Below are 25978 nucleotides of genomic sequence, written 5' to 3' on the forward strand. Positions count from 1 at the left end.
ATCCACAACTGTGTTGTGGATAACTTGTTATTCTTAGCTAACAATAACTATTTTATTTAACCTCTAATTCTTTTGGAAATAAGGCTTTAAATTCATCAGTTATTATTGCTTTATTTTCTTTAACTTCTTTTAAGGTTGGTTCATCTTTATCTGATACTGCTATTACTACTTCATATACTGTTGTAGGCACTTTACTTGCATCATATACTACTATGTAGTCCTTTTCAAGGCGTAGGCCATTAATATTGTTATAGTACTTATAAACCTTTGCACTCTTTGCATCAATTTTATTGTCTGCCATTGCTTTTTCAGTTATAACACTTGCCTTAGTCTCGTAAGCTGCTAGTGGAGCCTTTTTTAAAATTTTCAAATTATAGTGATCTGAATAATAAGACTCTTTCTCTGAAGTGCTATCCATAATTTCACCTACTGACTCAAACTTAATAGCCTCACTGGCAGGCTCTGCCGTTTCGATCTTTTTTGTCTCTTCTTGCTTTGTAGTTGTATCATCTTTAATTACATTTTTGTTGCTTGAACAAGCCACTAAAGAACCTGCCATCACTAATACTAAAATACTCGATAAAACTTTTTTAACCATTTAAAATTCCCCCTAAGTAATGTTATTAATATTTGCTATTGTTTTTATGATTTAATTCTAATAACGAAATATTAATTTGTATTTACGTAGCTTTTTTTAATGTATTAATTTGCCACAAAACATATTATACCATTAAAAAGAATTTAAACAATCATTATGATGGTAAACTTTCTTAATTTTATATATATAAATGATAAATTTCATATTTTATACAAATATTTTTTATTTATATATTTGATTATTTTTATATATTTGTTGATAATTTAATTTTTTTATTGTTTTTTATTTAGACTAACAAATTATACACATTAAAATTTACTAGTCCACAAATGTATTAAAAGTATGTAGCTTTTTTAAAGATTATTATATACAATTCAAGACTTATGCACATTATCCACAATTTATCTGTTGATAACTTGTGGAATTGATGCTATGTACTGATTATTAGTATTAATTAAACATATTTTTAAAATTCAATTGTATTTTTTTTCATTATAAATAAAATATTTGAAAAATCTATTTTTAAGTTATGCACATTATCCACAGTTTTGTTGATAACATGTTAATAACTTTTTGCCTATTTCCCTACAATTTTACCTTTTATTATAAGCAGTCTTTATATTTTCACTAATATCTGCTCCTATAATTATATACTTGTTATTATTTAAATTTCCGTACCATAATAAAATTTCTTGATTACCGCCCTATAAAATGCTATATTAGGCACATGAAAATAATTAATAAGCTAAATCTGACAGGTCTATTTAAATTATTTATAAATTAAATTGAAAAGAGGTAATTTGATTGAGAATTGGAATGGGCTACGATGTTCATAAATTAGTTAAAGATAGAAATTTAATACTTGGCGGAGTAAACATACCCCATGAAACTGGATTATTAGGTCATTCAGATGCAGACGTTCTTATTCATGCTATTATGGATGCTCTTTTAGGTGCTGCAGCTCTAGGTGACATTGGGAAGCATTTCCCTGATACTGATGCCAAATATAAGGGTGCCAGTAGCATTGTTCTTCTTAAACAGGTAGGTACTTTAGTAAAAGCTAAGGATTATGTAATTGAGAATATCGATGCCACAATTATTGCACAAAGACCTAAAATGGCTCCTCACATCCCTTATATGGTAGAAAATATTGCATTGGCACTACAATTACCTATAGATAAAATCAACATTAAAGCTACTACTGAGGAAGGCCTTGGGTTTACTGGTAGCTGCGAGGGAATTTCTTCTAATGCTATATGCCTTTTAAAATAGATTTTTATAATTTCTCTAAAATAAAAAAACTAAGGACATTTCTTATAAAAGAAACGTCCTTAAATCATCAATTAAAATCCACTTTCCCAAATTTCATAATCTGCATGATCAATAAGCATAGCAGAAGAAAAATGTGTTCCTTGTCCGTATTCAACGCCTAACTCTATTAGCTTTTCCTTTTCTTCTAAATTACGTATTCCCTCAGCTATAATTTTCATATCAGTTTTTATAGCCATTTTAACCATGTGCTCTACCATTAGTGCTTTTATTTCATCTTTATGAATATCTCTAACAATTTGTGGAGAAATTTTTATAAAATGTGGCTTCATCTTTATTATTTCCACCATATTAGAATTACCTTCCCCGAAGTTTTCCATAGCTAGTTTGAATTTTAGCTCATGAGCAAAATTACGCCAAAATGCACTTCTTGGTATACGTTGAGTAATTTCTAAAACTAAGTTTATACCTTGTAATTTATTTATAACTTTTTTGATTGTATGCCTCGTTGTATCAGATTGAAGTTTGAAAAATAAGCCCTCTTCAATAAAGGGTTTGAGTTTATCTATATAATTGCACAATTTATCACAAGCAAGCAATGTAAGCTTTTCTAAGTCCCCAGTAAGCCTAGCCTTTTCAAACATTTCATCCGGAAAAAATTCTAATCTGGAATCCCTCACTAGTATTTCCAAGGACTTAACCTTTCCACTTTTTAGATTTATAATAGGCTCCACCGTAAGCTCTATTGACTTATTCTTTATTATACCTGAAATATGATATGCCTTTTGATCAATCTTATATATAGAATCCTTATCTAAATATTCACTTATTGAAGTTTCATCTAAAAACCATTGAACACTAGTGCAGGATGATAGGCTAGGATTATATAGGTCAATAAGTTCATGCTTTAAAACTGCTCTTAAATTATACATTGTGTATATCATAGCTGCCATTCTTTTATTTTCATCCTTAGCTTTCCGGATGAAATTAAATCCCGCAGCAACTCCAGCTAAATAAAAAGCTGGCTCATATAGTCTATTTCTAGAATCAGAAAGCAAATAGTCTATACCATGTCTTAATTCTGGTATTATATCCCTAAGTATACTAGCCCCATCACCATCTGGGATATCAACGTACTTTACATTTTTGGTTAATTCCTCACATAAACTAATCCAAAATTTTCTTTGCTTATTACTATCAAATTTTAAATAGTCCATTAGTGAATGTAACTCTAAGTACCTTGTATCATAAAAAATATTACTATGAGTTTGGTAACTTCCAAAATCAATAATAGATGGTTTCTTCACTGAAACAATAATATTTCCTCCATGAAAATCTCCGTGTATGCAGGAATGTAAATATTTCACCTCCCTACCACCCCAAACCTCTTCATCTGTAAAGAATCTATAGGGATTCGGGAAGAATTTATCCACTCCATCAATAACTAACCATTTTTTATCTTCATCGATCATTAAGGTCTCAAAAGCCCTTATAAGTTTTTCATCCATAAATCTATAACCTAAGGAGGTTTTCACTATATCAATAGGAGAGCTAATTTCGGACGTATGCGGTTTATTCCATGTATATAAAAATTTAGCTACTTGTTCTGAAGTTTGCTTAACTATGGCTAATTCATTTTCCAATGAATATTTTAGGGTTTTAATTCCTAGTACGTTATCTCCCCCTAGTTCATATAACACGCCAAATCTTTTTAAATTATCTTTACATTGTATTTCCACTTCGTCAATAATTTTAGGTATATATCCTTCAATTGCATTCTCAGTTGATTGTACAAAGGCTTTATTATGTAATCCACTTTCATTCATTTCTTGAATCTTTAAAACTCCAAGTTTTCGAGATTCACCAAATTCCACAGTATATACTGCTGCACCAGATTCTCCATCATTTAATTCATTTATAATCTCTATAGGTTGATTTTCTTCTTTAAAATTTTCTAAAACCATTATCTTTTCTTGCTGGCTTAGCATATTTTACCCCCTGTATCAGTTATTGTGATTATGCTATTATTTATAATCTAGATAAAAATACCTCTCTCCAGACTTATCTAATTTTCACATGCTAATGTTATAAAATTATAAACCATTTCTATTGAATTTAACAGTGTATAAACTGTTAATTCAACTAGAAATTTATGACTTTCACTAATTGTAGGTTAATTCACACTTATATTTAAAGACAATACCTTTTATTAGATAAGAAAAATATAGTCCTCTTTATTTGATTATACTACAACTATATTATATTGCTATAAATACAAAAAATCACACAAGGTTTATAATTAATAAATCCTGTATGATTTTAAAATTTTCATCTTAAAAACCTTGTTTAATCTTTAGTTAACTAAACAACTTCCTAGTACAATAATACTTATCTTCTCTTTTCTCTAAGTCAAACTCACTTATAGATGTAATTCTATCATGTTGCTCTACATGAAGTACATAACCTTCCACATTTTTATTTTGGAAATAAACTTTTGTATAATTCATAACTTCTACTTTATCCCCAAAAAGATCATAAATTAATAACGGTATCTTACCCAGCATATATATCTACCCCTTTTATATTTATTAACTATAAATTAATAAGTATTATGGTATACCAATATTTATGCTTAAATCTTTAATAACCTCCATTTATTCACTTATATATTTTATTAAAAGCCAATAAACAGAAATATCGCATTACAAATCAAAAAACTTTCAGAATGAATCTGAAAGTTTTTTGAGAATAAAATGTATCCTTAATTAAATATAACTAAGGTGATATTTAATTAATTTCCTAATGTTGCCACCATAACTGCTTTTATAGTATGCATTCTATTTTCAGCCTCATCAAATACTATTGAAGCCTCGCTTTCAAATACTTCATCTGTAACTTCAACGCCGTTCATTCCAAATTTTTCAAATACTTCTCTACCAACTCCAGTTTTTAAATCATGATATGCTGGCAGACAGTGCATAAATTTAGTATCTTTATTATGTGTAAGTTCCATCATTTCTTTATTAACCTGATATGGTTTTAATACACTAATCCTTTGTTCCCAAACTTCATCTGCTTCTCCCATGGACACCCAAACGTCTGTGTATATGACATCTGCACCTTCTACACCTCGTGCTACATCATCAGTAATAGTGATTTTAGCTCCTGTGTCCACAGCTACTTCTCTACATTTATTAACTAGTGCATCTTCAGGGAATAATGAATTTGGAGCAACTATTCTAAAGTCCATACCCATCTTCGCAGCTCCTATCATAAGAGCATTTGCCATGTTATTTCTTCCATCACCAGCATAAACAAATTTGATTTCGTTTAGTGGTTTTGTAAAATGTTCTTGCACGGTTAAAAAGTCAGCAAGGATTTGAGTAGGGTGATCTTCAGTAGTTAATCCATTCCATACTGGCACTCCTGCATATTTTGCTAGTTCCTCTACTACCTCTTGGCCGTATCCTCTATATTCTATTCCATCATACATTCTTCCAAGAACTCTAGCTGTATCCGCTACAGATTCCTTTTTACCAATTTGAGTCCCTGTAGGTCCAAGGTAAGTTACATGCGCTCCTTGGTCTAGTGCTCCTACTTCAAACGCACACCTTGTTCTTGTGGAACTCTTTTCAAATATTAATGCAATGTTTTTACCTTTTAATTTCTGTTGTTCTGTACCTGCATATTTAGCTCTTTTTAAATCCCTCGCTAAATCGAGAAAATAATTAATCTCTTTTGGTGAAAAATCCATAAGCGTTAAAAAGTTTCTGTTTCTTAAGTTAAACATAATAAATTCCCCTCTCGTATCTTTACTAGATTTTTATTGTTATATTAAATCTTCTCTATAGAATGGCATAGACATGCATCTAGGACCACCTCTACCTCTTGATAATTCACCAGAAGGCATTTGAAGTACTTTAATATTGTTTTTATCTAAAATCTCATTAGTAACATAATTTCTCTCATAAGTTATTACGGTACCAGGAGATATAGCTAGTGTATTTGATCCATCATTCCATTGTTCCCTTCCGGATATAACTTTATCTCCGCCGCCACAGCGTATCAAAGTAATATCTTTTTTTAAATGAGTAGAAAGAATTTTTTCTAAACTACCCTCTTCTTCTCTAGTTATTAATTCTTTATTCTTATGATCATAGGTTATCGCTGTTACCTTTAAGGTACCTTCGATTCCTGGATGGACAGTGAATTTATCATAGTCAATCATTGTAAATACAGTATCTAGATGCATGAATGCTCTGGTTTTTGGGATATCAAAAATTAAAATTGTTTTAAAAGACTCACCTTTTTCAAATATATTTTTAGCCATGCTTATCACTGCTTCTTTATCAGTTCTCTCACTATGACCAATGGCAATAACTTCTTTTGATAAAATTAATTCATCGCCACCTTCAATATTATATACCTCATTTCTATCATACCACAATGGAATACCTGAATCTTTAAGCTCTGGATGATACTTGAAAATATATTTTCCAAACACTGTTTCGCGTCTTCTAGTTTTAGTTTTCATAGAATTTAAGCTTATTCCGTTGCCTATACATGCAAATGGATCTCTTGTAAAATATAAATTAGGCATAGGATCCATTATAAATGGATATTCATCATAATGTTCTTTAATCTCAATTTCTTTTTTTCTTATTCCCGACATCACCTTATCTATCATCTGTTTTTCTGACAATGAATATAAATAATCCTTTAGGGATGTTATGATCTTAGTTTCGTTTATTCCACATTCCTCTATAACTTCATCTAAAAATAGTTCCTTAACTTTTGGATCTTTTACTGCTTCTACAGCTAAATCTTCAAGGTACAAGGTTTCTACACCATTTCCTTGCAATATCTTAGCAAAATTATCATGTTCTTCCCTGGCTACCTTTAGAAATGGAATATCATCAAATAAAAGTCTTTCTAGATACTCCGGTATAAGATTTTCAATTTCTTCTCCAGGTCTATGTATAAGAACAGTCTTTAAATTGCCTATTTCTGAATATATATTGATTTTTCTCTTAACCATCTTCTTTTATCCTCCTATCTGAAATAATTAATATACAATTTTTGTGCCAGACAAACCTTTTAAAGCCTCTTTAGCTTTTGACAGTGATGCTATAATCGCTGTTTTCTCTCTATTATTCATTATGAATTTTTTACAAGCCTCTACTTTGGGTAGCATACTCCCTGGCGCAAATTGTCCTTCGGTAATATAGTTGTTAAGCTCATCAAGATTGATTTGCTTTAATTCCTTTTGATCAGGCTTATTATAATTTACACAAACTCTATCTACTCCTGTTAATATTAAAAGCACATCTGCATCTAGTATTTCTGCAAGTTTCTCAGCAGCAAAATCCTTATCTATAACTGCTGCAACTCCTTTAACCATTCCGCCTTCGCGAATAACAGGTATTCCCCCGCCACCACAAGATATAACCACATTTCCCATATCCACTAATTCTTTTATTAAATCCTTTTCTATAACATCAATAGGCTTTGGAGATGCAACTACTCTTCTATATCCTCTACCCGCGTCTTCTTTCATTATATAGCCATGTTCCACTTCTAACTTTTCAGCTTCCTCCTTTGTATAAAAAGAACCAATTGGTTTAGTTGGATTTTGAAAGCCTTGGTCATCTTTATCAACTACTACTTGAGTTACTATAGTTCCTACAGTCTTATCTATACTTCTATTTCTTAACTCCTCACCTATAGCATTTTGAAGATGATATCCTATATATCCCTGTGAAAAGGCTCCACATACATCAAAGGGGAATAATACATTTCCCTCATCGAATTTTTGGGCGGCTTCTACTGCTGCAACAATTTGTCCTACTTGAGGACCATTTCCATGAACTATCGATACCCTGTGCCCTTCTTCTATAAGATCCACTATTGATTTTGCTGTTTCCTTACAAGTCTTAAGCTGTGCCCCTGGGCTTTTATCTTTAGGATCTGATTGAAGTGCATTTCCGCCTAATGCTAATACTATTTTCATTACTAAACCCCCAAAATATTTTTTTATTTTTACAGTAATAATATATTATCTATATTTTTATACTATCCTCTTATACAACCCTTGTCAACCACTGTGATTTCATAATATTTGCATAAGTATTCTGCCCATATTCCACTGAATTATTATAATTCTTTATAACCTTAGATAATATAAAAAAAACTGGTCTATTAGATGTATAAATATATACATTTAATGAATATATTTTATAAAATTTATTTTATATTTTTATGTTTTATTTGACATAATATTATTAAACGCATATAATAATATTATTACATACCCCTGGTGGGTACAAGGAGGGTAAAACATGAATATTTCTTTTGATGAGGTCACTAAAGATGCTTTAAACAAACAACTTTTGCAAAAGGGTAAATCCTCAGTTAGGTTGCTTATAAAAGGCTTTGGTTGAGGAGGCCCGATATTGGGTGTTGTTCTGGATGAACAGCAAGAAGATGACATTCTAGAGTCAGTAAAAGGAATAAATTTTATAGTAGATAACGAATCTTCATTTGTTTTCGAAGATACTAGAATCATGTACTCTAAAAGTATATTCGGAGAATCCTTTAAAATAGAAACTTCGGATACTCCAAATAGTACTTGTTGATAATAATTATTCTATAAAGAAATAAAAGACCTATATTATATTTAAAGTATATAATAATAGGATCTTTTATTTTTTTTATAGAATAATTAAATCTTTAAGTTTCATAATCTCTTACAATTTTTTGAACTAATTTTTTTATGGCACTAGCTTGAGATACTAAAGTCATTACAACCAAAAAAACTGATATTCTTTCCTTGTCACTTTCTCTTAATTCTAGTGCGTCAATTGTTTTTTCTAACTTTTCTTCATCACAAAATTTTTTCCCTGAAAAATCATCATAACTTTCCTTTTGCATATCCGAAAAAATTTTATAAGCACTTTCCCATGAAATAATATCATCATCTCTATCATTAATTTCATTAAAGGCTAATCTAAAAACTTTTTTGATCTCTTCTGCTGTAAGTACAGGCCTCATATGACTAAGCAATACCAACTGCGCAAGATGTAATTTTGTATATCCTCTTTTTTTACTATCTTCTGGTTTTGATATAACTTCACTTTTTATATAATTCTGTACTATATTATTAGTGTACTTGTCAGCCTCAAATTTATCATTTAAATAATCAATAACTTGAGATAAAAACAAGTCATATTGAGGTAATTCCTCATAGGGAATTATACTACTTTCTGATATTGATTTTGATAATGTGTTTATAGTTTCTAGGGTAAATTTGGCCTTATCCAATTTTTATCACCTTCCAAAAATTAATATCCCAAATAAAATATTCTTTCAAATCTGTCAAATACAAATAGATTTATATTTGTATTATAAGGTAAATAAAACCCTATTACAAGTTAATTCCTAAATGCTATTATTTTTTGTGTTTTCCTTTATCCTATAAGAATAAATTACCATATTTCCCTTATGTAAATGTATTTATAAAACATAGTATATATAAATAAAAATATTACAATAATAATAGTAATACTAATAAATTTTTTATCTATAAGCTACTAATTTCATTAAAATATTTTGCTAATTTATAAATATGAACAATAAGGAGATCACTATGACAATATTTAATAGATTATTTTATCTTATAAAATCTAAAGTAAGCAGTACTTTAGATGATTTTGAGAACCCCTTAGAACTACTAGATCAAAAAATAAGAGATATGGAGTGCATCTTAAATGATGCTAGACTTTCGTCTGCTAAAATTTTAGGTAATATATATGAAATTGAAAGAAGACTAGAAAGTTTATCTAAAGAATCTGATGATTATGTCCAAACAATTAAGCTTGCATTAAATAAAGGTAATGAACCGTTAGCTAAAAAAATCCTTGAAAAGAAATTAGATAATGACAAATATTTTGACTCATTAAACACAAGTTATAATAATGCAAATGCTAAAGGTGAAGCTTTAAAGTTACAACTAAGGCAATTGCAGCAAAATATATATGATACAAAAATATATAGAAATGAAGCGTTTGTAAGGTACAATGTAGCTGAAGCTCATAAAAATATAAATGAAATCTTTGGTAATATATCAACTAGCAATAACTCTATATGTATTTCAAATATTAAAGATAGTTTGCAAAGAAAAGAATGCTATATATTAGCTTTGACAGAATTGAATTTTGATAATGAATTAAAAAACGAACTAGCTAGCCTTACTAACTTAGATTTAAATTTAGAACTAAAAAAATTGATGTGATTTAACTCATAGTTAATATTGCAAATAGCTAAATTCTAAATATTATAATTAAGTTGTCCACAGTTTTTAACATTTTATCAACAGAAGTTGTGGACAACTTAATTTATTTTAAAAGCACTATTCAAGGGCTTTTACATATTAAAAGTAATTCTGACAAGTTTTTTATCCACATTGGACCTTATTGGCTGTGCATAACTTGTTAATCCTTGTGTGGAATAAACAGTAGGATATTATTTATTTACCTTCAATTTTTATCTTTTTCTGCTATTTGTTTTAGTATTATTTCAATGAGTTATCGTAGTCCGATAAAAATTTTGCTATTCCTTTATCAGTCAGAGGGTGATTAATCATATCTATTATTAATTTGTACGGAATTGTAGCTATATTAGCACCAGCTTTTGCACAATCTAAAATGTGTATAGGATTTCTAATGCTAGCAGCTATAATTTCCGTACTTATGTTATACACTTTAAAAATTTGAGCTATATCAGAAATCACCTGAGCACTAGAAGTGCCTATATCATCTAACCTTCCCATAAAAGGACTTACGTAATTTGCACCTGCTTTTGAAGCTAGTAATGCTTGTTGAGGTGAAAAGATTAACGTAACATTTGTTTTTATATTTTCTTTTGAAAGAATATTAACAGCTTTCAGTCCTTCTTCGCACATAGGTATTTTAACAACTACATTTTTATGAAGTTTAGAAAGTTTTCTACCTTCCTCCACCATCTTACTTGCAGTCATATTTATAACCTCTGCACTTATTGGTCCATCAACAATAGCGCAAATTTCTTCTATTACTTCACTTATATTTCTTCCTTCTTTCGCTATTAAAGAAGGATTTGTGGTTACTCCATCAATTATTCCTAATTCTGCTGCTTTTACGATTTCGTTTACATTTGCAGTATCAATAAAAATTTTCATGTTATCCTCTCCTTCATTTTAAAAACCTATACCCCCTAACTATAGCACTTTATTTACAAAAACACATTAAAATTACAAAATATTTCTTAATAGAATATACTTTTTATGCTTTTTCAAATTAGCTTTATATCGAAGCTTATTTTTAAATGTTTATCTACAATAAATTTTCTTTTTTTTTACAATCTAATAGTTTAAAATAATTTTCTTGTTTATTTTTAATTTTTCTTTCATATTTGCATCGACCAATGTTAAAATAGTATTTTTTTTTGTTGATTTATATTTTATTTTGATTTTTATAATCAATATATTATTATGTAGGGAATTTGTAGTACAACCCTTCGACATATATTAATATATATATCCATAAACTTACTATTTTACTTGTGATATATTTCCACATTAAAAAAACCATTTCTTCATTTAAATCTGCGACTTAACAAGGTTTTCCCAATCATATTTATTGAGTTTAAAGACCTGACGAGCATAGTAAAAATTTGTATTTTTTTTAAAAAATATATTGACATTTGTATTATATGGTAGTATATTAACTTTAGATGGAAGTAAATATTAATTTTGTAATATTAACTAAATTAATCAAGTGAAATTTTGACTTTATGCGTCATATTTATTAATATTTCAATATTAATATGTCGGAAATTGCTAACCTAAGGAGGAATTATTATGAAATCAACAGGTGTTGTAAGAAGAGTAGATGAACTTGGAAGAATTGTTATCCCAATAGAACTTAGAAGAACTCTAGATATTGCTGAAAAAGATGCTTTAGAAATTTACGTTGATGGCGAGCTAATTATTTTAAAAAAATATCAACCTGCTTGCATTTTCTGTGGCGATGCCAGAGATGTAGTTAACTACAGAGGCAAAAACATTTGCAAACCTTGCCTTGAACAACTTAAACAAGAAAAATAAATTATTTGTCTAATAACTAAATAAAAATGGAATCCTATAATTTATAGGATTCCATTTTTATTTAGTTATTTTTGCTAGTTTATGTATAGCTAACAAGTAAAATTTGTATGATTTTCTTTCAAAGAAAAAACAGACTAATTGAGATAGCCTGTCCTGTTCCAAATTTATTTAATTCTTCTTGCAGTAAGATAATCACTTCTCGTCAATGCTGATATTTTAACAACATCGCCAGTACGAGGCGCATGAAGATATGAATTATTACCTACATACATTCCCACGTGATGTGGATCTGAGTTTGTGCCAAAGAAAACTAAATCTCCTGCTTGTAAATTTTCTCTAGGTACATATGACCCTTCATTTATCTGTGTAAATGTAGTTCTACTTAATGAAACACCAAAATGAGCATATACGTATTGCATAAGACCAGAGCAATCAAAATTTGTAGGACCTGCAGCACCCCAAACATATGATACCCCTAAAAAATTACTTGCATAAGCAACTACCGAGCTAGAGTCAAGTGATGATGGTCCTCTAGATGGAGTATACTTAGGCGCGTTATTTCTTATTTCCTGTATTTGTTTCATAGTAGTATTTACTATTGCCTGTGCATCACCTATTTTGTTAGAATATAATTGTTGTTGCTTTGTAGCCTCTACAATTAAAACATTTTGTTCACTCTTTTTTACTTTAAGCTTGTCTATTTTATTTTCATTTTCAGTTTTTAAAAGTACTAGCTTAGTCTTTACCGTTTCAAGTGTAACCTTTTGAGTTTCTATTTTACTCTTTTTTTCTGTTAATTCTCCGATAATTTTATTATCATATTCAACAATCTTTTTAATGTTCTCAACTCTTGAAATAAGATCTTCTATTCCCTCTGAGTCCAATAAAACTTCCACATAGCTATCCACACCGTTCATATACATGCTTCGCATTCTCTTATTAAATAAATCTTCCTCTTCTTTAATATTTTCTTCTGCAACTTGTATATCTTTAGTGGTTTTCTCTATTTGACTTTCAGTTTCGCCTATTTTAGCTTTTGCTTTACCTACCTCTGCATAAATTTTCTCTATGTCTGCATCCATTTTTTCAATAGAAGCTTCTATTTCATCAACCTTGCTTTGAGCTTGCTTATATGCGCTCTTTTGCTCTTCGAGCTGAGTCCTTTGATTCTTAAGCTTGTCTGATAATGGATTTGCCAATATTGGCATACTTATTGTAGTAACAAGTCCGATTGTTACTATCAATGATAACATCCTTTTACGCAATGTAATTCCCCCTATATGTAAATATATATTCATATGTATTTATATAATTTAAGACTTATTAAATCAACAAGTTTATTATAACACTACTTTATGCCAACCTCAATGAAAAGCATAGATTAAAATGTAAACTTTTTGACACTTTTTAAATTTAAACAGATATTTTCAGAATTATTGTGAAAATATCTTCTTTTTTCTATGTTCATAGGGTAAGTTATACCCTTTGGTAATGAAATGTCGTTAAATGTTCAATGAATGTTTATATGTTTCAGATTTAGACATTCCTCTATCCTTTGCAACCTTTTTCATGGCATCTTTTTTATTTATTCCTTCAGCCATATATTTTTCTATATGTTCTTCTATAGTTAATGTATCCCATTTTGCCTTTTCATCTTTATCTATATCTTCCTGACTCTTACCTTCAATTACCAATACATATTCTCCTCTTGGAGCTTTCTCTTTATAATATTCTATAGCTTGTTCTAACGTCAGTCTAATTATTTCTTCATACATTTTTGTAAGTTCTCTGCACATTGATATTTTTCTATTACCAATATTTTCATACAAGAATTCTAAAGTGCTTAAAAGTCTGTGTGGAGCCTCATAGAAAATTAACGTTTCACTCCTATTTAGTAAATCATCAATAATAGGCTTTCTTTCTTTATTCTCTCTAGGTAAAAACCCTCTAAATATAAATTTTGTAGTATCTAGGCCTGAGTATACAAGTGCAGTAGTAATGGCTGTTGCTCCAGGTAGCACCTCGAATTTTATATTCTGCTCTATGCACTTCTGAACTATAACGCTTCCTGGGTCTGATATTCCTGGTGTACCAGCGTCACTAATTATAGCTATATTTTTGCCTTCTTTTAGCTGCTCAATTAAATTTACACTTTTCCCTTGTTCATTATGCTGATGATAACTTATAAGTGTTTTTTTTATATTAAAATGATTTAAGAGTTTTAAGCTTTGCCTTGTATCTTCTGCTGCTATTATATCTACACTTTGTAGCACTTCTAATGCTCTAAGTGTAATATCCTTTAGATTCCCTATAGGGGTTGGGACTAAGTATAATTTTCCTATCATTATTATCACCCTTTATTTAGATATTTTCATTTATTTGAATGTAACTACTATTAAATCATCTTCTTCGAAGCTACAACATTAACGACTTCAGAAGGACATTTAGACTACAACTGAAGTTCTTCTTTGCCATAGTATGTGACCCCCACTTATAGATGTGGGAAACTTTCCTTCTGAACTATCGTTAAATTGTATCCGAATCGTACATGTCAGTAATTTCCTTCGTATATCCACCGTCTGAACTGTGAACGTAAAGAGGTGTCTCCCATTTTAAAAAGGTTCCCCCATCTCTTTGACCCTCAATGAGTACAATATTTGGTGCCTTATTCACACTAGGATGTACCATCCTTATACGCTTAGGTTCAATTCTATGCTTCCTCATAGTGCATAAGATATCAACTAATCTATCAGGTCTATGTACCATGTAGACCCTTCCATTATCCTTCAGTAATATTCTACATGCAATAATTACATCTTCTAAGGTGCAACAAATCTCATGTCGCGCTATAGCATTTTTATCGTTTAGATTTATTAAGCCAGAGTTCTGAAGTTTATAGGGTGGATTGACTGTAACAATGTCTACCTTGGAGATACTTTTAATAAGTTTTACATCCTTTAAGTCACCATGTATAAATTTAATTTTATGTTCTAAATTATTAAACCTTACGGAGCGATTTGCCATATCAACAAGTTCTTCTTGAATCTCTACACCAACTACATTGCTTGCAGTGGTTTTACCAGCTAATATGAATGGAATTATGCCCGTACCGCTGCACAAATCAACAACTTTAGCATCTTTTCTTACTTTAGCAAAATTAGCAAGCAGCACTGCGTCCACACCAAAGCGAAAAGCATCTTTTTTCTGAATAACCTGAATGCCCTTTAGCTGAAGATCATCTAAAGTTTCATCATTTCTTAAAAACTCCATTATGCATCTCCTTTCTATGAAATTTAAGTTAACTATATAAATAGCATTAAAAGAAGTATACCTCAAATTTTATTGCTAAATCAAGGGGATACTATTTATAAAATAATAAATTCATAATTCATAACTCATAAATTCTATAAGCGTTTTCTAAATAATTAGTTTACTTTCTTGTTTTAAAATATTAGATGGCAAATGGATGCCCCTTCTCTATATTTGTTTAATATCAACAGTTATCGTCATTGTGGTGACAGGATGGTCAGTACAAATATTAATTAATATACAAGAAAAGAATACCAGTAAAAAATAAATTAATTCGAGGCGTTTTTTGTGAAAGAACTTTTAGCTACTCCCATATTTGGAATAATGCTCTCTTTAATAGCTTTTGAAATCGGGTATTTTATATATAATAAAACTAAATTTTCTCTATTAAACCCATTGCTTATTGCCATAACACTCGTAATTGTATTTTTATTAAAGTTTAATATAAAACTAGAAGATTATAATAATGGTGCACAACTTATCTCTTTTTTTCTAGGACCTTTTAATAAAAATTATAGCTTTACTATATTAATATCAATTTATTATTCACTTGCAAGTATCTAGATATTTTTTTTGGTCCAAATGTAATTAATTATAAAACTACTATTACCAAACTTTGTTGAATATATATTAATTATAGAATAATTGATTTTAATGAGGTTTAAAATGGAATTAATATTATACCCTTTTAAAAATATAATTTTCAATAAAAATTCTGTACTATTAGATGCCTCTTTCGTGCTTAGCCTGATATATGATGATGATATTAAGCATAGTGATTGTCTATCATGCTTAAAGCTACTTTCTGAAGGAGGCTCCGAATTTTACACTACCAGTATCATATCTGCGGAAGTTTTGAATCAAATACTTTATAAATTATTTATTAGTGACATTGAATCTAAAATAAATAATAGTAGCCCCTATAACTCAATTGACAACATTAGGTCTATAACAAATAGCTTTAGTCGCCATGATACAAAAATTTTAAAGCAAAGGAAAGAAGACAGACTTATTCATATTCCATATAAAAGATATTTTGATAATATCTCCAAAAATTCTATGAGAAGAAATTTATTGAATATCTATTATAATAAGTCCGTAGAAATAATTTCAGAATTCGAAAAAATTATAAATATAAAATATCTTAACATTTCTGAAGAATGTATATCTTTAGTAAAAAACTTTATGTGTGATAACTTATTATCTGTAAATGATGCTTTCCACCTAGCTACTGCTGAGTACAATAATATAGATTTTTTACTGACTTTGGATGGTGATTTTATTTTTGCTGAAAGCAGCAAAATGAAGATACTTAAGATTTAACCCCTTTTAATTAATTAAGCTAAAAAAGAAGCATATTTTGATTTTCTCAAAATATGCTTCTTTTTTAGCTATTATTTCGGGATATAAATATGTGCTCCCTCTTTAATATCATTCCCATCTGTAATTTTATTTGTTTCTTTTATCATCTCTATAGCTTGTTTTACAGCATAAGAAGACATATTATTTTTAGCAATAGAAGTTAAGGTATCTTGCTTTTTAATAATGTATTCACTAGTATTAACGTCCGTTCCTACAACCTTTGATGTTTCCATTGATGTTTCCATTGCTTTTTCATATGGTATTACTAACTTCTGACCCTCTGAAATATTAGAAGATTCATCTATACTATTTCTAATTTTAATAAATTCAAGCACTTTACTTTTATCTTGATTAGGCATATAAGCCTTTGCTATACTAAACAGCGTATCATTCTTTTTAACAGTATATATTCCAACATTAGTTTTGTCATTTATATAAGCAGAGTCCATTTCATTTGTACTTTGTCCCTCACTATTTTCAATTCGCGTCTCTACTTCATTAGTACTTAGGTTACTTTCTTCTTTTTCCTTTGTTAATACCTCATTACTCTTTTGCACTATACTATCATCTGGTGTTTTTACATTAGTTGCAGTTTCTCTTCCTCCAATAAACCTTAAAGCAAAAAATACTCCTAAAATTACTACAACAATAGTAGATACACTAATTATTCCCTTTTTCATTCTCATATTTATAACCCCTTTCATATTTATTAGTAAATTATTTACATTTTAATTATTGACATAATTTAAAAATCTCATACATAATTTTTTTATCTAAAGTTATATTATTAATATCTATTTAAATAAGCCTAGAAAATAAAAATAGGTTGTCAACTTTACTTATAAGTTAACAACCTCTATATTTCCTTTTTTATTATCTATTACTTTGCTTCTATTCGCTGCACAACTTCCTCTGCTGTCATTCCAGTTGCATCAATAATTGGGGTACTTGAGATAGTATCCTCTATTCCCATAAAATTTTGATTTTCACCTGTAACAACAACTGCATCATACTTATCCAAAAAATTACCTGCATTTTTTTTTCTGTTATCAAATTCTCTTACTTTATATCCTTCTTTGCATAAATAATCACTAATTGCTGTCAATCCATTTTGTACTGCCACTTTCTTCATATTACACGCCTCCCTTTAAAATTATTATCTCCAATTTTAAAAAGTGTATTCAAATGTCGCCTTTATTCTTAATATAGTTAAACCCTATATAAAAAAACGAGTAAATAGTTATTTAAACTATTTACTCGTTATATTTAATAATCTATTTAATTTTAAATGTGTTTTTTTATATAACTGCATATCCAGCGTCTTCAATGGCCTCAATTAAATTATCCAACGAAACAAAATAATCATCATATATTATTTCTATTTCTTTACTTTCACCATTTATTTGGCAAGCAATAACTCCTTGATTATTTGATATTGCTACATTAACGTTACTAATATCATTTGAAGTATTCATATTGCATACTCTTATAACTGACTTCATCTCTATCCTCCTAGTTTTCTTTAAATAATTCTTTTATTATATATGAATCTTCTTCATTTCCAGCCAATTCCAATTTAATATCCTCTACAATTACAGCATCTTCATAGCTTCCTGAAATTAATGTTAGGTCTTCAATTTTAACCTCCACTATTTCTTCATCGCTACCATTAAGTTTTATCTTAATTTTCACAGATTCTTTTACCACGCTATTTCCAATAACTTGTGATCTACCATAAGGAGTATCAACTATGGATCCTATAGTAGGTAGTGTTTTTCTTATCTTTTCATAAGTATCTTGCTCATAGTTTAAGCAACACATAAGTCTCCCACAAATACCAGAAATTTTTGTAGGGTTTAATGATAAGTTTTGCTCTTTAGCCATTTTTATAGAAACTGGTGCAAATTCTCCTAAAAAGGTTGAACAACACATTGATCTACCACATGGTCCAAGCCCACCTATCATCTTTGCTTCATCCCTAACGCCTATTTGTCTAAGTTCTATTCTTGTTCTAAATACAGCAGCAAGATCCTTTACGAGCTCTCGAAAATCCACTCTTCCATCTGCCGTAAAGTAAAATATAACTTTATTATTGTCAAAAGTATACTCTACATCTATGAGTTTCATATCAAGTTCATGTTTATGGATTTTATCTAAGCAAGCCTCATAGGCTTCCTTTTCTTTTCTTTTATTTTCCGAATCTTTTTCTGCATCTGCATCTGTAGCCTTTCTAATAACGCATTTAAGAGGAGACACTATAGCGTCTTCTTTTATTTCCTTTATTCCAATAACACATTCTCCAAATTCTATGCCTCTTACTGTTTCAACAATAACCTTATTTCCTTTTTGAATATCTATATCGTTTGGGCTAAAATAATATATTTTACCAGCTTTCTTAAATCTTACTCCTATAACTGTAACCATGTTAAACCTCCTGCATTTTAAGTAGCATTACCTGAAACGTAAGCCCTGGGTTAACGTTCCTATCTAAATTCTCTCTAGTATCGTTTATTATATTTATAATACCATTTAATTTGTTAAATGAAAATATATTAGCTAATTCTTTTATACTTAATAACTTATCTATGTTAATAATTATATTTTCTTCTTCAATTTCTTTATATATTATGGTGTCCCTAATATACGAAAGAAATGCAGTTAATATTTCTTTAAAGTTTTCTTTTTGTTTGGATAATCTCTTTTCATATTTCATTAATTCTTCAGTTCCAACTTTATTAAGCTGAAGCAATATTTCCAAGGTAATATTTCTAATATCTTTAAAATTATTATCTCCAATAAATTTTTCTGCTTTCCCAGGTATTCCATCGCTAAAAGCCACGATAACTTTTATTTCCTCTAAAGGTAAATCCGAATAATTTAATTTCAAGTAATTTTCCATTTCTTCTACAGTTAAGCTTTTTAGTTTGTGTATTTGACATCTTGATTTTATTGTGTCTAGTATAACTTCGAGATTTTCACATAATAAAAATATAGTAACATTCACAGGTGGCTCTTCAATTGTTTTTAAGAAAGCGTTTTGAGCTTGAGTTGTCATTTTATCAGCTTCGTAAATAATTATAACTTTCTTATTCCCTTCATAGGGTTTTTTATTAATTTCTTCAATTAACGTCCTTATAGACCCTACACCTATTGTACTTTTGTTTTTTTCTATGTGCCATTCCACTAAATCCACGTATTGCATTTCTTTATTCTTTCCTAAAATCTTAAACCCTATGTTTCTCGCGAGTTTACTTTTTCCTATCCCATCCTCTCCAGATAAAAGATGAGCATGTGATAGCTTATCTAAACTTATAGATTTACTTATTTGATTTTTTATATTATTATGACCTATTATGCTCTCAAAACTCATTTTAGTCCTCCATATATATATAAGCAAGTATAGATTTATATACTTGCTTATAAATAGTTATACCTTTATATACTTATCTACATCAACTACAAATACATTTGCTCCACCTGCGTCCACTTCAATAGGAAATGGCATATATACTCCAGTTGAACCAGCTACAGGTGATGGTGATGTTACAATTTGCTTTCTTGACTTGCATACATCCTTTATAATACCTAAAACTTCATCTACTTTTTCTTTGTCTACACCTATTAGCAAAGTTGTATTTCCTGATTTTAAAAATCCACCTGTAGTGGCGAGTTTTGTAACCCTAAAGTCTTTATCTGTTATTACCTCAATTAAATCACTTGCATCATCATCTTGTACTATTGCAATAACTAATTTCATATTATCCCATCCTTTTATAATTTTATTTTTTTAATAGCTTTTATTATATCTTTATGTATTTCATCTACATTCCTATTTCCATTGATTACTTCTATTTTATCATATTTTTTACAAATATCTAAGTAACCATGAAAAACTTTTTTGTGAAACTCATCTCCACTGTTTTCTAAACGATCTAACATCCTTTGCATTTTTTTCCTCTTTAACCCTTCTTCATAAGGGATGGTAATCATAAAAGTTAAATCTGCCTCTAGTCCATCTAAGGCGGCTTCATTAATGATTCTTATTCGCTCCATTCCAAGCCCCCTACCGATTCCCTGATATACCATTGAAGAATAAACAAAACGATCACATATAACCATTTTTCCAGATTTTAAAGCCGGCTTTATAACCTCATTAACCAACTGTGCACGAGACGCGGCGTAGAGTAACGCTTCACACATATAGCTCATATTAGAATTATCATTGTCTAATATTATTTCTCTGATTTTCTCGCTAATTTCTGTCCCTCCTGGTTCTCTAGTTCTTACTACCTCATATCCCGATTGTTTTAGGTACCCTTCCAATAATTCTATTTGAGTAGTTTTCCCAGCACCATCTGGACCCTCTAATACTATTAGACGACCTATTTCCATGCAATCCCCTCCACCAAAATGTATATATTTTAATAGATATACATTATAATATCTATTTTTCTACTGTTGATACTTTTCCATCATTAATTCCAAGCACTGTTACATTACACTTCAAGTAATATTCTATGGCAGCTATAGTTTTGTCATCCAGTCTTTCTCCAGGCATTACAATTGGTATTCCTGGCGGATATGGAACTATTGCTACTGCACTTATTTTACCAGCTGAATCCTTAACCTCTATCATAGTTTTTTCTCTATCCATTACTTCATATGGGTACATAAGGGAAGTTGGAATATCGTATTCTATTAAGTCTACATATTCCTGCTTTAAGATGTCCATATCACAATCTTTAAGAACCCTATATAATGATTTAAAATCTTGTTCCGAATTAAAGGGAGAAAATATTAAAACTACATTTCTACTATCACTCATTTCAGCTTGGATTTTGTTTACTCTTAAATAGTCTAATAACTTATGCCCACTGTAACCTTTAGGTACATTTAGTATATACCTAGTTAAGTCCATAGTATACTTATTAGTATCTTCATCATGATTTTCTGATACCTCGTGTAGATCTTCTGGGCCTAAAACATAAAATTTACCCAAACTATTAATTTCATCTCTATAAAATTGGCAGAATTCAATTAACTTTTCATAGTCATTTTCACCATATTCCTCCAGATAAAATCTTGCATAATCCATAGAGCATAAAAGCATATAAGAGGGACTTGTACTTAAAAAAGCACTTACATAAAAATCTACTTTATTAATATCAATATCTTCTCCTACATGTAAAAAAGCTGTTTGTGTTAAGCTAGATAGTGTTTTATGTGCACTCATTACTGCCATATCCGCCCCCATTTTCAAAGGATTCTCAGGTAATAACACAGATGCCCCAAAATGAGCACCATGTGCAGCATCTACTAATACCTTCATGTCATATTTTTTAGCTATCTCAATGACATATGGTAAATCGAAGCATATGCCATAATAATTAGGGTAGGTAACAATAATCCCTTTAGCATCTTTATTTTTATTAATTAAATACAAAAAATGCTCCTTATCTAAAGGAAAAGGAGCATCATATTTAGAATTAATTTTATTTTTAATGTATACAGGTTTTAATTTCCGCATAATAATGGCATTAAATATGGAACGATGACAATTTCTCTCTACAATAATTTTGTCACCCTCATTAAAACATGAAAAAATCATAGCTAGATTCCCACTAGTACTCCCATTCACTAGAAAATAAGATTTAATACTTCCATAGTATTCACTCAACAAATTTTGAGATTGTTTTATTATTCCATCTGAACAATGAAGATTGTCTAGTCCGGAAACCTCAGTAATGTCTACTTTTATAAGATTTTCATAAAGCTCCTTGCCTTTTGATGTTTTTAAAAATCCAAGCCCACCTTTATGTCCTGGCGTAGAAAATGGGATATTCTTTTCTTTTATATATTTTAACACTCCGTCTACAAGTGGTAGTCTTGACAATCTTTAGTCACTCCTCTTGGTATAAACTGTACCAAAGTCTTTCTTATACAGTTCTTATAATATTCATAGAAATCCGTATTAGCCTTTGCTTCTATAATTCTTCCTTCGCAATTAACACAAATTCCTCTTCCATTTATTATTATACCATCATTTAGAGGCTTTCTACATATAATACATTTTTCTTTTTTCATAATTTCCCCCTTAAACTTGCTCACTTAATTAATCACTTTCAGTGTGGTTAAATCGTCACCTTTGGTGCCATTAAATTGTCACCGTTATTGGCGTTAAAACTACCTAAAGTATAGCCTCTTAATATATATTTTATTCAAGTAAGTACGCTTTCTTATTTTGTCCACATAATTATTTGAAATATATTTATCTACATTTTAAGCCAAAACAAGCTATTAAAAATTGTTATGTGACCTTATAAAACTTTATTTGTTATTATCAATATATTTATGTACCTTAGGTTATACTAACTGTGTTAATAATAACGAAAATTTGAGAGGAGATTATTCCATGAAACAAGAAGTCATAAGTTATTTAAGCACTATAAAAGAAGATATATATAATTTATCTAACTACCTTTATGATAATCCAGAAACAAGTTATAAAGAATATAAAGGTTGTTCTTATATAGTAAATATGTTAAAAAACCATGATTTTGAAATACAAGAAAACTATTGTAATATCCCTACTTCCTTTTACGCTCAATATGGAAGTGGTCACCCTAAGATATGTTATATATGCAAATATACATCTACAGAAAATATAGGGCATGTTTTTGGTAACAACGTGAATGCCAGCATTTCTACTGCAGCAGCACTGGGTTTATCAAAGGTAATATCTAAAAGTGGTGGGAGTGTAATTCTATTAGGTTGTCCCGGTGGTTACTCCAATGGTTCAGAATTGACTTTAACAAAAGAAAAATGTTTTGATGACATGGACGTTATCATTGCACCACACTCTGATATAAGCAATGCAGAAAGCGGTACTTCCATGGCTACAATCCCAATTAAAATTCTGTGCAAACAAGCTATTGGTACTAAAAATGAAGGGCCTTCTAATTTTTCATCTTTAGACTCTTATTTATTTATACTTAATACATTAAATCAATTGTTAAGAGGGTTAAACAACAGTTGTTCTATTGATGCTGTCTCTTTAAAGAATGTCTCTTCCTGTACTAACTCAAGTTCCGAATCAGAGGCTAAACTTCATTTGACAGCTACTAAACTAAGTGAAGCTAAAGCATTAGAAAAAACTTTGGTGGATTTTACCCAGTCAATGTCTGGAATAATGAATATGACTGCAGACATTAGCCTATTTGAATTACCTTCTGAGGAACTTTTGACTAATAAATCACTATCACGTATATTTACACATAATTTAAAAGAAAGTGGGATTATAAATATAACGCCTTGTAAAAATGCAAAATACGCCCTAGGAATAGGATCTATAAGCCATATTACGCCATGCATATACCCATCAATAGCTATTACAGAGAAGTCCCTAATAAGTTGCCCCTCACCTGCATTTGCTCTAGAAACTCAAACGGACTTCTGTAAAGATATTATTATAAAAGCTGCAGTAGCTCTTGCCATAACTGGCCTAGATATTATTGAAAAACAAGATTTATTAAAAGAAATTACCGTTGAATTAAAATAGCATATTATTAATATTTGCAATAAAAAAAGAAGTATAATTTTAAAGTAATTATACTTCTTATATATATCTATTATTTGTTTTTAAAATACTGATTTTGCTTTTATTGATTTAATCTTATTCATAAGCTCTTCACTAGGTTCAAAATAAAACTTTTTGAATTTATTTCCTGCTTTATATACACAACAAAACTTACCTCCATTAAATGTAGAACAGATATACTTTTTACTGCTATCAATATGAATGTCAGTATTACAATTGCTATATTTACCAATAAACTCTATATCCTTTAATTTAATATCCTCTAGTATTTTAACCTCTTCACCTCTTATTTTATGAATGATGAATTGATCTGCTACAATAGAATACTTATACTTTACCTTACATTTTGAAAACTCAATATAGCAAAGAGCTATCATTAGTGTATTAAAAAACATCTTTATAAAGGTTTTTAAATTTATGCTACCTATACCTACCTTATGTAATAAGTCTGATAGGCATATAAATGTAATTAGTGTAATAAACAACAATACCACAGCTGGAAATTTTTTTCTTTGAACCATTTCTCTATACATTAAATTTTAGACCCCCTGAAGACATTTAAAATGTTAGGCATAAATAGTTTTGTGTCCAACATATGTGATTATACTAGCATTTCATATATAAATCTACTTGTACTAAGTTCCCTATAGTGTGTATAGCCTTAGTATATCAGCATATATACTGTTTATGCTGATTTGCATGCATCAACATAGGTATTTCTAAGTTTATCTCTATATTACTACTTTTCATAAAATTTTATATGTATTTCATTATTTATATATCCTAAAGAATATGATATTGCTATAAGTGTATCAACATAAATGTAAACTTATACATTTTAGCTTATAAAATTATCTGTTTTCTACTCAGTAACCCATCATAATATTCCATATGCTTACTCCGTACATTTGCAGTAAAATGTTACTCCTATTATATACTGTCCCTTACACTAGCTACAATTTCTTAATTTGTTTATCAAGTAACCATAAAGTTAATGCTGAAAAAAAACAACTTATGGTAATCGCCTGTAGCAATCTTGTAACCATATAGTTCTCTCCCACTATCTAGTCTTATTCTCTTACTATTAATTTCTATTGATTTATGAACTTGCTCTTCAAATTTCTCACCTACAACAACATTAATACTATCAATAACTTTATTATTCTCATAATCATATATAATTACCAAATCATCCTCAAGGATTATATCTTCAACTTGATTACCTGTTAAAAATGTGTATAAAATAAAAAAAGTAGCCTACCTACTGAAATATCAGCATTTAGACTACTTTTCTTCTGCTTTGGAGGCGCCACCCGGATTTGAACCGGGGAATAAAGGTTTTGCAGACCTTGACCTTACCGCTTGGCTATAGCGCCATAACTGGTGGCTAGACCAGGAATCGAACCAGGGACACGAGGATTTTCAGTCCTCTGCTCTACCGACTGAGCTATCCAGCCACATTACCTAGCGACGACCTACTCTCCCACAAGGTCACCCCTGCAGTACCATCAGCGCATTGAAGCTTAACCTTCGTGTTCGGTATGGGAACGGGTGTTACCTTCATGCCATAATCACTAGATTGAGAAAATATATATTCTCTCAAAATTGCACAGTGAAATTTTTCGCTTCATATATATTAAGGTCAAGCCCTCGACTTATTAGTATTAGTCAGCTGAACATGTTACCATGCTTACACCTCTAA

28 protein-coding genes, 2 tRNA genes, 1 rRNA gene and 1 pseudogene are annotated in these 25978 nt (G+C 29.7%); 7 read left to right on the plus strand and 25 right to left on the minus strand.

Going from position 1 to position 25978, the window contains the following annotated elements; translation table 11 throughout:
* Positions 1-52 precede the first annotated feature (52 nt).
* On the minus strand, positions 53-598 hold the full coding sequence (locus KPL50_RS20725) for a hypothetical protein (protein ID WP_216300438.1): 546 nt from the start codon (positions 596-598) through the stop codon (positions 53-55).
* An 804-nt stretch (positions 599-1402) separates the two neighbouring features.
* Here KPL50_RS20725 and ispF point away from each other — a divergent pair.
* Positions 1403-1870: a 2-C-methyl-D-erythritol 2,4-cyclodiphosphate synthase gene (gene ispF / locus KPL50_RS20730; RefSeq protein WP_216300439.1), complete on the plus strand. Its 468-nt coding sequence runs from the start codon at positions 1403-1405 to the stop codon at positions 1868-1870.
* A 71-nt stretch (positions 1871-1941) separates the two neighbouring features.
* On the opposite strand, the gene KPL50_RS20735 is transcribed toward ispF, so the two are convergent.
* From KPL50_RS20735 to arcC, 5 genes are all read right to left on the minus strand, one after another.
* Positions 1942-3855 carry an EAL domain-containing protein gene (locus KPL50_RS20735; RefSeq protein ID WP_216300440.1) on the minus strand — a complete coding sequence of 638 codons (1914 nt, stop codon included), beginning with the start codon at positions 3853-3855 and terminating at the stop codon, positions 1942-1944.
* A gap of 369 nt (positions 3856-4224) precedes the next feature.
* Entirely contained in the window at positions 4225-4431 is a 207-nt protein-coding gene (locus tag KPL50_RS20740) for a hypothetical protein (protein ID WP_216300441.1), read from the minus strand.
* Between the two features lie 227 nt (positions 4432-4658).
* Positions 4659-5660 carry an ornithine carbamoyltransferase gene (argF, locus tag KPL50_RS20745; protein ID WP_216300467.1) on the minus strand — a complete coding sequence of 334 codons (1002 nt, stop codon included), beginning with the start codon at positions 5658-5660 and terminating at the stop codon, positions 4659-4661.
* A gap of 36 nt (positions 5661-5696) precedes the next feature.
* Entirely contained in the window at positions 5697-6905 is a 1209-nt protein-coding gene (gene arcA / locus KPL50_RS20750) for an arginine deiminase (protein WP_216300442.1), read from the minus strand.
* 27 nt (positions 6906-6932) lie between these two features.
* Positions 6933-7877, minus strand: coding sequence for a carbamate kinase (arcC, locus tag KPL50_RS20755; RefSeq protein ID WP_216300443.1), 945 nt, complete (start codon positions 7875-7877; stop codon positions 6933-6935).
* Positions 7878-8319: 442 nt separating this feature from the next.
* Between arcC and KPL50_RS20760 the strand changes: the two genes are divergently transcribed.
* Entirely contained in the window at positions 8320-8502 is a 183-nt protein-coding gene (locus KPL50_RS20760) for a hypothetical protein (RefSeq protein ID WP_216300444.1), read from the plus strand.
* Positions 8503-8596: 94 nt separating this feature from the next.
* Here KPL50_RS20760 and KPL50_RS20765 read toward each other — a convergent pair whose 3' ends face one another.
* A complete protein-coding gene (locus tag KPL50_RS20765; RefSeq protein WP_216300445.1) occupies positions 8597-9187 on the minus strand; it encodes a DUF1836 domain-containing protein in 591 nt (196 codons plus the stop codon).
* Positions 9188-9512: 325 nt separating this feature from the next.
* Between KPL50_RS20765 and KPL50_RS20770 the strand changes: the two genes are divergently transcribed.
* The gene (locus KPL50_RS20770; protein WP_216300446.1) at positions 9513-10157 is read left to right on the plus strand and encodes a PspA/IM30 family protein; all 645 of its coding nucleotides are present in this window, start codon (positions 9513-9515) and stop codon (positions 10155-10157) included.
* A 279-nt stretch (positions 10158-10436) separates the two neighbouring features.
* Here KPL50_RS20770 and fsa read toward each other — a convergent pair whose 3' ends face one another.
* The gene (gene fsa, locus KPL50_RS20775; RefSeq protein ID WP_216300447.1) at positions 10437-11081 is read right to left on the minus strand and encodes a fructose-6-phosphate aldolase; all 645 of its coding nucleotides are present in this window, start codon (positions 11079-11081) and stop codon (positions 10437-10439) included.
* A 681-nt stretch (positions 11082-11762) separates the two neighbouring features.
* On the opposite strand from fsa, the gene KPL50_RS20780 reads away from it, so the two are divergent.
* Positions 11763-12008, plus strand: a complete 246-nt coding sequence (locus KPL50_RS20780; RefSeq protein ID WP_124996827.1) for an AbrB/MazE/SpoVT family DNA-binding domain-containing protein — start codon at positions 11763-11765, stop codon at positions 12006-12008.
* Positions 12009-12172: 164 nt separating this feature from the next.
* Here KPL50_RS20780 and KPL50_RS20785 read toward each other — a convergent pair whose 3' ends face one another.
* The 3 genes from KPL50_RS20785 to KPL50_RS20795 all read right to left on the minus strand — a co-directional run bounded on the left by KPL50_RS20785 (position 12173) and on the right by KPL50_RS20795 (position 15278).
* Positions 12173-13273, minus strand: coding sequence for an NlpC/P60 family protein (locus KPL50_RS20785; protein ID WP_216300448.1), 1101 nt, complete (start codon positions 13271-13273; stop codon positions 12173-12175).
* 237 nt (positions 13274-13510) lie between these two features.
* Complete coding sequence (rsmI, locus tag KPL50_RS20790) at positions 13511-14353, minus strand: 16S rRNA (cytidine(1402)-2'-O)-methyltransferase (RefSeq protein WP_216300449.1); 843 nt, start codon at positions 14351-14353, stop codon at positions 13511-13513.
* Between the two features lie 181 nt (positions 14354-14534).
* The gene (locus KPL50_RS20795) at positions 14535-15278 is read right to left on the minus strand and encodes a tRNA1(Val) (adenine(37)-N6)-methyltransferase (RefSeq protein ID WP_216300450.1); all 744 of its coding nucleotides are present in this window, start codon (positions 15276-15278) and stop codon (positions 14535-14537) included.
* A gap of 363 nt (positions 15279-15641) precedes the next feature.
* Between KPL50_RS20795 and KPL50_RS28020 the strand changes: the two are divergent.
* A pseudogene (locus KPL50_RS28020) lies at positions 15642-15818 on the plus strand (LrgB family protein); the annotation flags it as partial.
* A gap of 165 nt (positions 15819-15983) precedes the next feature.
* Positions 15984-16640: a PIN domain-containing protein gene (locus tag KPL50_RS20805; RefSeq protein ID WP_216300452.1), complete on the plus strand. Its 657-nt coding sequence runs from the start codon at positions 15984-15986 to the stop codon at positions 16638-16640.
* A 71-nt stretch (positions 16641-16711) separates the two neighbouring features.
* On the opposite strand, the gene KPL50_RS20810 is transcribed toward KPL50_RS20805, so the two are convergent.
* The 9 genes from KPL50_RS20810 to KPL50_RS20850 all read right to left on the minus strand — a co-directional run bounded on the left by KPL50_RS20810 (position 16712) and on the right by KPL50_RS20850 (position 22763).
* Positions 16712-17365, minus strand: a complete 654-nt coding sequence (locus tag KPL50_RS20810; RefSeq protein WP_216300453.1) for a LysM peptidoglycan-binding domain-containing protein — start codon at positions 17363-17365, stop codon at positions 16712-16714.
* A gap of 194 nt (positions 17366-17559) precedes the next feature.
* The gene (locus KPL50_RS20815; RefSeq protein WP_216300454.1) at positions 17560-17811 is read right to left on the minus strand and encodes a YkuS family protein; all 252 of its coding nucleotides are present in this window, start codon (positions 17809-17811) and stop codon (positions 17560-17562) included.
* A 166-nt stretch (positions 17812-17977) separates the two neighbouring features.
* On the minus strand, positions 17978-18181 hold the full coding sequence (locus tag KPL50_RS20820) for a heavy-metal-associated domain-containing protein (RefSeq protein ID WP_216300455.1): 204 nt from the start codon (positions 18179-18181) through the stop codon (positions 17978-17980).
* Between the two features lie 10 nt (positions 18182-18191).
* Positions 18192-19103 carry a stage 0 sporulation family protein gene (locus tag KPL50_RS20825; RefSeq protein WP_216300456.1) on the minus strand — a complete coding sequence of 304 codons (912 nt, stop codon included), beginning with the start codon at positions 19101-19103 and terminating at the stop codon, positions 18192-18194.
* Between the two features lies 1 nt (position 19104).
* Entirely contained in the window at positions 19105-20049 is a 945-nt protein-coding gene (locus tag KPL50_RS20830) for a DNA polymerase III subunit delta' (RefSeq protein ID WP_216300457.1), read from the minus strand.
* Positions 20050-20106: 57 nt separating this feature from the next.
* Entirely contained in the window at positions 20107-20436 is a 330-nt protein-coding gene (locus tag KPL50_RS20835; RefSeq protein WP_216300458.1) for a cyclic-di-AMP receptor, read from the minus strand.
* A gap of 14 nt (positions 20437-20450) precedes the next feature.
* Entirely contained in the window at positions 20451-21071 is a 621-nt protein-coding gene (gene tmk / locus KPL50_RS20840; RefSeq protein WP_216300459.1) for a dTMP kinase, read from the minus strand.
* Positions 21072-21123: 52 nt separating this feature from the next.
* Positions 21124-22572, minus strand: a complete 1449-nt coding sequence (locus KPL50_RS20845; RefSeq protein WP_216300460.1) for an aminotransferase class I/II-fold pyridoxal phosphate-dependent enzyme — start codon at positions 22570-22572, stop codon at positions 21124-21126.
* Positions 22551-22763 carry a sigma factor G inhibitor Gin gene (locus tag KPL50_RS20850; protein ID WP_164960105.1) on the minus strand — a complete coding sequence of 71 codons (213 nt, stop codon included), beginning with the start codon at positions 22761-22763 and terminating at the stop codon, positions 22551-22553. Before KPL50_RS20850 ends, KPL50_RS20845 begins: the two co-directional genes overlap by 22 nt.
* A gap of 328 nt (positions 22764-23091) precedes the next feature.
* Between KPL50_RS20850 and KPL50_RS20855 the strand changes: the two genes are divergently transcribed.
* The gene (locus KPL50_RS20855; RefSeq protein WP_216300461.1) at positions 23092-24237 is read left to right on the plus strand and encodes a M20 family peptidase; all 1146 of its coding nucleotides are present in this window, start codon (positions 23092-23094) and stop codon (positions 24235-24237) included.
* An 80-nt stretch (positions 24238-24317) separates the two neighbouring features.
* On the opposite strand, the gene KPL50_RS20860 is transcribed toward KPL50_RS20855, so the two are convergent.
* From KPL50_RS20860 to rrf, 5 genes are all read right to left on the minus strand, one after another.
* Complete coding sequence (locus KPL50_RS20860) at positions 24318-24809, minus strand: hypothetical protein (protein ID WP_216300462.1); 492 nt, start codon at positions 24807-24809, stop codon at positions 24318-24320.
* A 442-nt stretch (positions 24810-25251) separates the two neighbouring features.
* Positions 25252-25464 (minus strand): hypothetical protein, encoded by a 213-nt coding sequence (locus KPL50_RS20865; RefSeq protein ID WP_216300463.1) that lies wholly within the window; start codon positions 25462-25464, stop codon positions 25252-25254.
* Between the two features lie 113 nt (positions 25465-25577).
* A tRNA-Cys gene (locus KPL50_RS20870) sits at positions 25578-25652 on the minus strand.
* Positions 25653-25657: 5 nt separating this feature from the next.
* Positions 25658-25733 (minus strand) — tRNA-Phe (locus KPL50_RS20875).
* Between the two features lie 5 nt (positions 25734-25738).
* Positions 25739-25855, minus strand: a 5S ribosomal RNA gene (rrf, locus tag KPL50_RS20880).
* Between the last annotated feature and the right edge of the window lie 123 nt (positions 25856-25978).

Source organism: Clostridium sp. CF012 (assembly GCF_018861755.1).
Taxonomy (GTDB): domain Bacteria; phylum Bacillota; class Clostridia; order Clostridiales; family Clostridiaceae; genus Clostridium_AD.